Origin of the sequence: Promineifilum sp. (SeqCode) (assembly GCF_041918635.1) — a bacterium.
Taxonomy (GTDB): domain Bacteria; phylum Chloroflexota; class Anaerolineae; order Promineifilales; family Promineifilaceae; genus Promineifilum.
The window spans coordinates 1-9,692 of the sequence record NZ_JAYRVJ010000478.1 but is presented as its reverse complement, the minus strand read 5'-3'; the positions used below and the strand labels follow the sequence as shown (position 1 = coordinate 9,692).

Below are 9,692 nucleotides of genomic sequence, written 5' to 3'. Positions count from 1 at the left end.
TGTCCACGGCAAGGCGACGGTTATCAACGACTACTGGCAGCAAGGTGGACTGAACGTCCTGAGCAAGCTGGTCGAACACCCGCGCCACCTGCCGCCGGATTTCGTCGAACAACTACTCGAAGTCCGCCTGCATCTGGCCCCGGCCTACACGCGCGCCGCCGTCGAGCGGGCCGGGGGCGAAGTGGCCGCTTTTCTGGCCAACGCTTCAGAGCTGGAACCCGACGCGCCGGCCGCCTTTGCCCATTTCGATTGGCAATTGCACCATTGGCTGACCATTTGTTCCGGCAACCCCATCTATACCCTCATCCTGAACGGATTCCGGGGCTTTTACGAGGACGTGGCCCGGCGCTATTTCGCCCCCGCCCCCGCCCGCCACTTATCGGCGCGCTTCTACGGCGACTTGCGCGCCACAGCCGAGTTGGGCGACGGGGCTCGCGCCGAGCAGTTGTGCCGTGACGTCATGCGGGCCAGCATTGGCGTCTGGCGCGCCGCCGGCCGCGACGAGTACGAGTGCGAGGCCGCGTCTATGCCGGCCACGGAGGAGTGAATTATGCGCCGTTGGAATGGCTGGGGCGATGACACCATCCCCTACCCGCTGCCCGCCAACGCCTTCGCCTTTCTGGAGGAACTCGTCGGCCCCGGCGCGCCCGCCCGCGATGCGACGCTGGCGGCGACGCTGGCTGCCATCCCCGTCTCGCGCCTGCCGGCCCACCCGCTCGTTCGTGTCGAGCGTCTGGAGCGCCTGCGCCACGCCCGCGGCCAAAGTCTGCCCGACTGGGTCGCCCTGCGCGGCGGTCTCATCCCCGCTTTCCCCGACGGCGTGGCCTTTCCGACCACCGCCGACGATGTGGCCGCTCTCCTGACCTACGCCGCCGAGACGGGCGCGCGGGTCATCCCTTACGGCGGCGGCACCAGCGTCGTCGGCCATATCAATCCGGCGCCTGGCGAGCGCCCCGTGTTGACCATCAATATGCGCCGGCTCAACCAGTTGACCCGGCTGGACACCACCAACCAACTGGCGACCTTCGGCGCGGGCGTGGCCGGGCCTGAACTGGAGGCCCAGTTGCGCGCCCGCGGCTACACCCTGGGCCACTTCCCCCAATCGTTCGAGTACTCCACTCTAGGCGGCTGGGTCGCCACCCGCTCCAGCGGCCAACAGTCGCTCCGCTATGGTCGCATTGAGGGGCTGTTCGCCGGGGGTGTCCTCCTCTCGCCGGCCGGGGCGCTCCACCTGCCCTCCTTTCCCGCCTCCGCCGCCGGCCCCGACCTGCGCCAACTCATCCTCGGCTCCGAGGGACGAATGGGCATCCTCACCGAAGTCACCGTGCGCGTCACTCCCTTGCCGGAGCACGAAGAGTTTCACGCTCTCTTCTTCCCTGACTTCGCCTCGGGCCTGAGCGCCACGCGCCAGATTGTCCAGGAGCGTCTGCCGCTTTCCCTGCTGCGCCTCAGCACGCCGACCGAGACGCGCACCACCCTCGCCCTGGCCGGCCACGAGCGGCTCATCGGTATGCTAGAGACGCTGCTCAGTGTGCGCGGTGTGGGCGGCGAGAAGTGCATGTTGCTGGCCGGCTTCACCGGGCGCTCGACCGTTGTCCGTGATACGCGCCACACCGTCATGGACATCTGCCATGCCGGCGGCGGCGTGTCGGCCGGGCGGCGCTTTGGCGAGCAGTGGATCGAGGGCCGCTTCCGCACCCCGTACTTGCGCAATACTTTGTGGGAAGCGGGTTACGCCGTCGATACCCTGGAAACCGCCACGAACTGGGACAACGTGCCGCGCATGGTCGAAGTCATCGAGGCGGCGCTGCGACCGGGGCTGGCCGAGGAGGGGGAGCGCGTCCATGTTTTCACCCACCTGTCACACGTCTACCCCCAGGGCGCGAGCGTTTACACCACCTATCTGTTTCGCCGCGCCGCCGATCCGGAGGCGACACTGAGACGCTGGGAGACCCTGAAAGGCGCCGCCAGCCGGGCCATCGTCGCCTGCGGCGGCACGATCAGCCACCAGCACGGCGTCGGCCGCGACCATACCCCCTACCTGGGAGCCGAGAAAGGCGCGCTGGGCCTGGATGCCCTCGCCGCCGCCATCGCCCGCTTCGACCCCCATGGCATCATGAACCCGGGCGTCTTACTAGGGGATGAGACCGAAGAGAGCTCACGCAAAGAACGCTAAGAGGGCCAAGAACGCAAAGAAATACAATCAAAACTTTGCGTTCTTAGCGTCCTTTGCGCTCTTTGCGTGAGCTCACTTGTTTTCCGAGAATCAAAAGACAGGACTAAACAATGACCGACAGCACAATCTGGAACGAAACCTGGCGCGAGGCAGCCTGGGCCGGGCTGGAAGGTGAGTGGGACATCATCATCATCGGCGGCGGCATCACCGGCGCGGGCATCTTGCGTGAGGCGACGCGGCTTGACCTGCGCACGCTCCTGGTCGAGCAGCGCGACTTTGCCTGGGGCACGTCCAGCCGGTCATCGAAGCTGGTGCACGGCGGCCTGCGCTATCTGAAGACGGGCCAGGTGAGCCTGACGCGGGCCTCCGTCCAGGGGCGCGAGCAGTTGCTCGCCGAGGGACCGGGCCTGATCGACCCGCTCGGCTTCCTGCTAGCCCAATACGAGGGGGATAGCGCCGGCCGCCTGGTCTATGGCGCGGGACTGTCCGTCTATGACCTGTTGGCCCTGCAATGGAGCCACCGCTACTATAGTCCCCACGACTTCCAGATGCTTGCCCCCTACATCTCGCCCACCGGCCTGCGCGGCGGCTTCCAGTATAACGACGCCCAGACCGACGACGCCCGGCTTGTGTTGCGCCTCTTACGCGAGTCGGTGGCCTGTAACAAGTCCCCCTCCCCGTGGGAGGGGTTAGGGGAGGGCGCGGCGACCGAATCAGAGTCCGTATCCTCAGATGAAGACTGTCTAGCCCTAAACTATGTTAAAGCAGAAGCGCTGTTGCGCGACGACACCGGTCAAGTCGTTGGCGTCCGCCTGCGCGATATGGCCGTTGGTAGTCAGGCGAGCGGACTCTCGTCTACCCAGCGCCATTCCCCCCGCATCGCCGACGTGCGCGCCCGCGTTGTCATCAACGCCACCGGCGCCTGGGCCGATGCCTTGCGCGAACAGGCCGGCGCGGAGCGGCGCATCCGGCCCTTGCGCGGCAGCCACCTCATCTTCCCCGCCTGGCGCTTCCCTGTCGCTCAGGCAGTCAGCTTCATGCACCCCATCGACGGGCGGCCGGTCTTCGCCTTCCCCTGGGAGGGCGTCACCCTGGTAGGCACGACCGACGTAGACTGCCCGCCGCCGCTCCATACCGACCCTTGCATCACCGCCGACGAAGTCGCCTATCTCATGGCCGCCGTCACCGCCCATTTTCCGGCGTTGTCGCTGACACTCGACGACATCATGGCCACCTTTGCCGGCATCCGCCCGGTCATTGGCAGCGGCAAGGCCGACCCCTCCGACGAGTCGCGCGATCACGTGATCTGGCAGGAGAACGGCCTGCTAACCGTCACCGGCGGCAAACTGACGACCTTTCGCCAGGTGGCGCGGCAGGCGCTGGAGGCGGTGTGTGAGAAGCTTGAGGCAGTGGGGGAGCGGGGGAGCGGGGGCGCAGGGGAGATGACAGAGTCCGCATCCTCCGATGCGGTGTCCCCATCATCAGATACCCGCAAGCGGTTGGCGCTGCTGCACGAAGACGCGCCGGTGTTGCAGCCGGTGGATGAGAGCGTGCTGGCAGCCATTTCCTCGCCCCAGGTAAGTCTGACCGGCGAGACGCGCCGGCGTTTGCTCGGCCGCTATGGGGCCGAAGCCGCGGCGTTGGTAGCCGCCGCCGAACCGGACGAACTGGAAGCCATCCCCGGCGCGCCCGCGCTGTGGGCCGAACTGCGCTGGTCGGCGCGGGCCGAGGGTGTGGTTCATCTGGACGATTTGCTGTTGCGCCGGGTGCGGTTGGGGCTGCTACTGCCGCGCGGCGGGGCGGACATGATGCCGCGCATCCGCCACATCTGCCAGCCCGAACTGGCCTGGGACGACGCTCGCTGGGAGACGGAAGAGGCCGCCTACCGCGCCCTGATCGCCGGCGCTTACTCCCTACCGCCGCGCGAGACCATCCCCGACTGGAACGCCCTGCTGGCTCAATCGCGCGCCGAACAGCAGACCGCCCGCGTCGTCCGGCGCGAACGCCGCCAGAACGTGCAGCGCCGCGCCGGATTGGCCCTCCTGGTTCTGGCGCTTCTGCTCGCCGTCGCCTGGCTGCTCCGCAGGAAGGTTCCAGGTTCCAGGGGCCAGGTTCCAGGTGAGGAGCACCCCACCCTGGAAGCTTCTTCCCTAATCCCTACCCCCTAACCCCTAGCCCCTATCCATGCCCAACTACTACCAGACGCTCCTTTTCCCCGCGCTGAAGCGCCTCGACCCCGAGACGGCCCACGAACGGACGGTGACGGCCCTGAGTCTGGCCCAGCGCACGCTGGCGGGCCGGGCCGCGTTGCGCCTTATCGCCGGCCGGGTTCCAACGCGGCCGGTGCAGATCGGCCCGCTGCACTTCCCCAACGAACTGGGCGTCGCGGCCGGGTTCGACAAGGACGCGCGGGTAGCGGCAGGACTGGCGCTGCTGGGCTTCGGCCACGTCGAAGTCGGCACGCTGACGCCGCGCCCCCAGGCCGGCAACCCACGTCCGCGTATCTTCCGTCTGCCGTCTGATGGAGCGGTCATCAATCGGATGGGTTTTCCCAACGGTGGGGTGGAGGCCGCCGCGACCCGGTTGCGCCGGCTGGCCGCCCGCCCGCGCGATTACGTGCTGGGCGTTAGTCTGGGCAAGCAAAAAGAGACGCCACTCGCAGAGGCCGCGGCCGACTACGTCAGCGTCATGCGCGCCGTCCACGCCTATGCCGACTACCTGGCCGTCAACATTAGCTCACCCAACACGCCCGGGCTGCGCGAACTTCAGGGCGGGCGCTATCTGGAACATTTACTGGCGGTACTGGTGGCCGAGAATCGCGCCCTGGCAGAGCAAGTGGGCGCGCCGCCCAAGCCGCTGTGGGTCAAGATCGCGCCCGATCTGGAGTGGGCCGAACTCGATGACATCCTGGCGACCGTGCTGAGCGTTGGCATCGACGGGATCATCGCCACCAACACGACCTTATGGAGACCTGACAGGTCTTCTGAGACCTGTCAGGTCTACGAGGAGGCGGGCGGCCTGAGCGGCCGTCCGTTGCGCGCTCGCAGCACGGCCATCATCGCCCATATCAGCCGCCAGACCGGCGCGGCCTTGCCGATCATCGGTGTTGGCGGCATTGCCTCGGCCGCCGACGCGCGCGAGAAGCTCGACGCGGGCGCGGCCGTTGTCCAACTCTACACCGGCATGATCTATGGCGGCCCCGGCCTCGCCGGCCGCATCTTGCGCGAACTCTAGACCGCGCTCGAAACCCGGTTTCGAGCGCGTGTCCCTATCCCCTAGCCCCTAGCCCCTATTCCGCTATAATCCGCTCATGTCTTCGCCGACAACAGAGCCTTCGCCGGCGCTGGCTCGTCTGGAGGCCACCGTGCACGGCCTGGTGCAGGGTGTCTATTTCCGTCACTTCACCTTGCAGGAAGCGCGCCGCCTGAGGGTCGCGGGGTGGGTAGCCAATCAGCCAGACGGTTCCGTGCGGGTCGTGGCCGAAGGGGACGAAGCCGCACTGCGCCGGTTGTTGGACTTCCTGCACCATGGGCCTACTGGCGCTCGCGTCGAGACCGTGCAAAGTGTCTGGTCGGCCGCCAGCGGAAACTTCGCCGAATTCAGAGTCCGCTATTTATGACCGTTACGCGTACGTTTGGCCGCCACCAACTGGCCTGGACTATTCTCTTCAGCAGTTTCTTCTTCTGTCTGCTCCTGAGCGTCACTGTACCGGTGGCTGTGACCGCGTTTCTGCAAAATGCCACCCAGCCGCTCGACGTCACCGTGCAGGCCAACCAGGGCACGGTCGGCGTCAACGAGGAGAACGGGCCGCGCCGCGCTGTGCTGGTTGGCGAGCCGCCCGGCGAGGTCGACGCGCGCGCGACCATCCAGACCGATACGACCGCGTCGGCGCTGCTGACGGTGGCTCCGCCCGACGAAACGGAACCGCTGGCCATCATGCAGATCTCCGGTAACTCGACCGTCCAACTGGTGGAGGCCGCCGCGCCGCGCTTTCGCTGGAGCAATCATTCGCATCAGGTAGAGGTCGATATCCAGACCGGCCGGCTGCGAGTAGACATCCTGTTCGGCGGGGCGCGCCCGCTGACGCTGGTGGTGACGACGCCGCAGGGGCGCGTTGACGTGAGCCAGCCGGGGCGCTACACGTTTGAGGTCAACGGCGACACCACGCAGGTGACGGTGCACGGCGAAGGCGCGGCCGAGGTCGCCGCCCAGGATAGCACCCTGACCCTCGGCCCCAATCAGCGGGCGGAGATGACGGCTGACGCGCTTATTGGCCCACTCGATCCGGCGCGCGACCTGATTCGGAATGGCAACTTCAGTCAGGGACTCGACAATTGGGCCTTGTTCTCCTGGCAGGTCGAATTGCCCGACCAGCCGAAGGGCGAGACTTCGGTAACGAGCGCCGGCGGCAATCCGCTATTACGCTTTGCGCGCGAGGGTGTGGGTCATGCCGACGTGCGCGCTACACAGTCCATTGGCCAGGACGTATCAGGGTACGATGCACTGCGCCTGTCGGCTACGGTGCGCATCCTTAACCAGAGCCTCGGCGTATGCGGCGTCCAGGGCAGCGAGTGCCCGCTGTTCATTATCGTTAACTACATCGACGATAGCGGCGTGAATCGCGTGTGGCAACACGGCTTCTTCGCCACGGGTGTCATCGATGACAACCTGACGCCGGGCGCGTGCATCTCCTGTGCCGTCGTCCAGCGCCCCCATGAGCGTGTGCCACTGGGGCAATTCTTCTTCTACGAAGTGAACTTGATCGACGAATTGGCCAGCCAGGGCTTCCTGCCCCCGCGTCACATCGAGAGCATCACCCTCGTCGGCTCCGGCCACACCTTCACCACCGAAGTCTCCGACGTGGCCTTAGTGGTGGAATGAATGAACCACCGATTTTCACGGATGGGACGGATTTTTACGGATTGCACCATAGGTTCAATCCGTGTTCATCCGTCTTATCCGTGTCAATCCGTGGTTCATTCATTATCGGTCGAAGCCGAGGCCCCGCTGTTTGAGCGACACGAACCGGCCACGACCGATGATGATGTGGTCGAGCACGTCGATGTCGAGCAGCTTGCCCGCCTGAACGATCTGCCGCGTCACGTTGATATCCTCCGGCGAGGGAGCCGGATCGCCCGAAGGGTGGTTGTGGGCCACAATGAGCGCGGCGGCGTTTTCGCGGATGGCGGCGCGAAACAGTTCGCCGACGCGCACGACCGAGGTGTTCAAACTGCCGACGTAGATCGTCGGCGTGCGCAGCACGTGGTTGCGCGTGTCCAGCAGGATGAGCCGCAGGTGCTCCTGGTCGAGAAACATCATCTCCGACTTGAGCAAGTGGAAGGCGTCGTCTGGTGTGGTCACGCGCGGCTTTTCTTCCGGCGCGCTGGCCACCAGCCGCCGGCCGATCTCCAGCGCCGCCTTGATCTCGGCCGCTTTGGCCTCGCCGATATCCTTGGCTTCCATCAACTCCGTGATCGTCGCCCGCGACAGCCCTGGCAGGTGATCGAACTGAACCAGCAGCCGCTCGGCCAGCCGCAGCACACTCTCCCCGCGGCCGCCGGTGCGCAGCACAATCGCCAGCAACTCGGCCGTTGACAGCGCCTCCGCCCCCACCTGCACCAGCCGCTCCCGCGGCCGGTCGTTCTCGGCCATGTCCCGAATCAGCGTGACGTAGTGGGCGGTCTGTGTGTTCGTTTCCATGCCCCACCCCTGTGGCCCAATCCTGTGGCCCACTCCTGGCAGTGATCAGTAAGTCAGTGGTCAGTAAATCAGTACATAGACTGTCCCATTGAGCACAGATCTACTGACCACTCATCTGTGTAATCTGTGAAATCTGTGGATTCTTCTACTCCGCCGACGCATTGCGGACGAGCAGCACAAACTCCTCCCACTCCTCCGGCGTCAGGTGCAGCGTCAGGCTGCCCCCCAGCTCGACGTGATACATATACACATCATCGTCTTCCAGCGAGCGCCAGATGGCGAACTGCTCCGTTTCGGCCAACACGTCGGGTTCTGCTTCGTGATTGTGGTTCATCTTATCTCCTCTTCCTGCAATAGTTGATGTTCGTTAAAGGGGCCAGGTTCCAGGGGCCAGGGAAAGCGCTCTTCCCTGGCCCCTAGAACCTAACCCCTACTCAAGCGCAAACAACGTCCCCGCCTCCGTCCCCACGTACACCACCCCATCGGCCACGGCCGGCGACGACACGCCCGACTCGGCGCGGAACTGCCAGCGCTGTTCGCCCGAGGCTACGTCGAGCGCATACAGGTTTTTGTCCACGCTGCCCACGTACACCAGGTCGCCGGCGATGGCCGGCGCCGAGTAATTGATGTCTTCCGTCGGGAACGTCCAGGCTACCTCGCCCGTCTCGGCCGACACCGCATACAGCGTCCGGTCCAGGCTGCCCCAGATCAGCACGCCGTCACTGATCGACGGGGCCGAGAAGTTCTCGGTCGGCGTCTGGTACTGCCAGCGCGTAGCGTGCGTTTCCAGGCTGACGGCAAACAGCACACCCTGGAGGCTCAGGTTGGACGTCATGAAGTAGACCGTGTCGCCGGCCACCACCGGATCGGCTGTCGGGCTATATACCTGCGGCTGACCATCGGTGACCAGGGTCGCCGGGTCAAACTGCCACTGCTCCTCACCCGTCGCCGCGTCGAGCACGTAGAGAATACCGTTGGACACCGGCACATAGACTGAGCCATCGGCGATGGCCGGTGAAAAAGTGATGGGCGTGGTTCCCAGCTGGAAGCGCCAGCGCTCCTCACCCGTTTGGGCGTTTAGCGCGGCCAGCACACCGCTCTCATTGGCGGCGTACAGCGTATTCTCAACGACGGCTGGCGAGCCGGTAAAGCCGCCCGGCGCGGCGGGATCGCTGCTGCCCAGCGGCACGCGCCAGCGCTCCTCCCCTGTCGCCGCGTCCAGCGCGTAGACGTTGCCGTCCATGCTGGCGGCGTAGACCAGGTCGCCGGCGGCGGCCGGCGAGGCCAGGATGGCGTCGCCCGTGGCAAAGCGCCAGCGCTCCTCGCCCGTTTCGCGGTCGAGGGCGTAGACACTGCCGTTGTTACTGGCCGCGTAGACGCTATCGCCCAGCACGGCCGGCGCGGCGAAAATCCAGTCGCCCGCCTCGAACTGCCACTTCACCGTCTCATAGCTGTCCAGCGCCGCCGTCTCGTACACCCCGGTGCGGGCCGGGTTGGCCCGGTGCATGGCCGCCCCGCCGGCGATCTCCGGCGCGCCCGAATCTCCACGGCAGCCAGCCAACAGCAAACCCAGCCATACTGCTACAACCAGCACCCACCCCGCCGCGCTCTTCACTCGTCGTTCGTCGCTCTTAACTCGTAGTTTCTTCACTAGTCCCTAGCCCCTAGTCCCTGATCCCTATCCCCTGTTGAGGAAATTCCGCAGCACGGTATGCAAGATACCCCCGTTGCGGTAGTAATCCACCTCGACCGGCGTGTCGATGCGGCACGTCGTCTGGAAGGTCGTCACGCGCCCATCGGCGTGTTCCGCCTGCAC

9 protein-coding genes are annotated in these 9,692 nt (G+C 65.9%); 6 read left to right on the top strand and 3 right to left on the bottom strand.

Going from position 1 to position 9,692, the window contains the following annotated elements:
* From ACE3UY_RS14480 to ACE3UY_RS14455, 6 genes are all read left to right on the top strand, one after another.
* Positions 1-547, top strand: a 547-nt coding sequence (locus ACE3UY_RS14480; protein WP_374688217.1) for an FCD domain-containing protein, incomplete at its 5' end; no start/stop codon positions are given.
* A gap of 3 nt (positions 548-550) precedes the next feature.
* Positions 551-2,176, top strand: a complete 1,626-nt coding sequence (locus ACE3UY_RS14475; RefSeq protein ID WP_374688216.1) for an FAD-binding oxidoreductase — start codon at positions 551-553, stop codon at positions 2,174-2,176.
* A 110-nt stretch (positions 2,177-2,286) separates the two neighbouring features.
* On the top strand, positions 2,287-4,344 hold the full coding sequence (locus tag ACE3UY_RS14470) for a glycerol-3-phosphate dehydrogenase/oxidase (protein WP_374688215.1): 2,058 nt from the start codon (positions 2,287-2,289) through the stop codon (positions 4,342-4,344).
* A 16-nt stretch (positions 4,345-4,360) separates the two neighbouring features.
* Positions 4,361-5,410, top strand: coding sequence for a quinone-dependent dihydroorotate dehydrogenase (locus ACE3UY_RS14465; RefSeq protein ID WP_374688214.1), 1,050 nt, complete (start codon positions 4,361-4,363; stop codon positions 5,408-5,410).
* A 130-nt stretch (positions 5,411-5,540) separates the two neighbouring features.
* Positions 5,541-5,795, top strand: coding sequence for an acylphosphatase (locus ACE3UY_RS14460; protein WP_374688213.1), 255 nt, complete (start codon positions 5,541-5,543; stop codon positions 5,793-5,795).
* Positions 5,792-7,057, top strand: a complete 1,266-nt coding sequence (locus ACE3UY_RS14455; RefSeq protein ID WP_374688212.1) for a FecR domain-containing protein — start codon at positions 5,792-5,794, stop codon at positions 7,055-7,057. The genes ACE3UY_RS14460 and ACE3UY_RS14455 overlap by 4 nt, the downstream gene beginning before the upstream one ends.
* A gap of 102 nt (positions 7,058-7,159) precedes the next feature.
* On the opposite strand, the gene radC is transcribed toward ACE3UY_RS14455, so the two are convergent.
* From radC to ACE3UY_RS14440, 3 genes are all read right to left on the bottom strand, one after another.
* Complete coding sequence (gene radC, locus ACE3UY_RS14450) at positions 7,160-7,876, bottom strand: DNA repair protein RadC (protein WP_374688211.1); 717 nt, start codon at positions 7,874-7,876, stop codon at positions 7,160-7,162.
* 145 nt (positions 7,877-8,021) lie between these two features.
* Complete coding sequence (locus tag ACE3UY_RS14445; RefSeq protein WP_374688210.1) at positions 8,022-8,210, bottom strand: hypothetical protein; 189 nt, start codon at positions 8,208-8,210, stop codon at positions 8,022-8,024.
* 96 nt (positions 8,211-8,306) lie between these two features.
* Positions 8,307-9,527: a PQQ-binding-like beta-propeller repeat protein gene (locus ACE3UY_RS14440; RefSeq protein ID WP_374688209.1), complete on the bottom strand. Its 1,221-nt coding sequence runs from the start codon at positions 9,525-9,527 to the stop codon at positions 8,307-8,309.
* Positions 9,528-9,692 lie beyond the last annotated feature (165 nt).

Excerpts from the sequence above, each read along its gene's own strand:
- ACE3UY_RS14475 (WP_374688216.1), top strand. The coding sequence starts at position 551 with ATGCGCCGTTGGAATGGCTGGGGCGATGACACCATCCCCTACCCGCTG.
- ACE3UY_RS14470 (WP_374688215.1), top strand. The coding sequence starts at position 2,287 with ATGACCGACAGCACAATCTGGAACGAAACCTGGCGCGAGGCAGCCTGG.
- ACE3UY_RS14465 (WP_374688214.1), top strand. The coding sequence starts at position 4,361 with ATGCCCAACTACTACCAGACGCTCCTTTTCCCCGCGCTGAAGCGCCTC.
- ACE3UY_RS14455 (WP_374688212.1), top strand. The coding sequence starts at position 5,792 with ATGACCGTTACGCGTACGTTTGGCCGCCACCAACTGGCCTGGACTATT.
- radC (WP_374688211.1), bottom strand. The coding sequence starts at position 7,876 with ATGGAAACGAACACACAGACCGCCCACTACGTCACGCTGATTCGGGAC.
- ACE3UY_RS14445 (WP_374688210.1), bottom strand. The coding sequence starts at position 8,210 with ATGAACCACAATCACGAAGCAGAACCCGACGTGTTGGCCGAAACGGAG.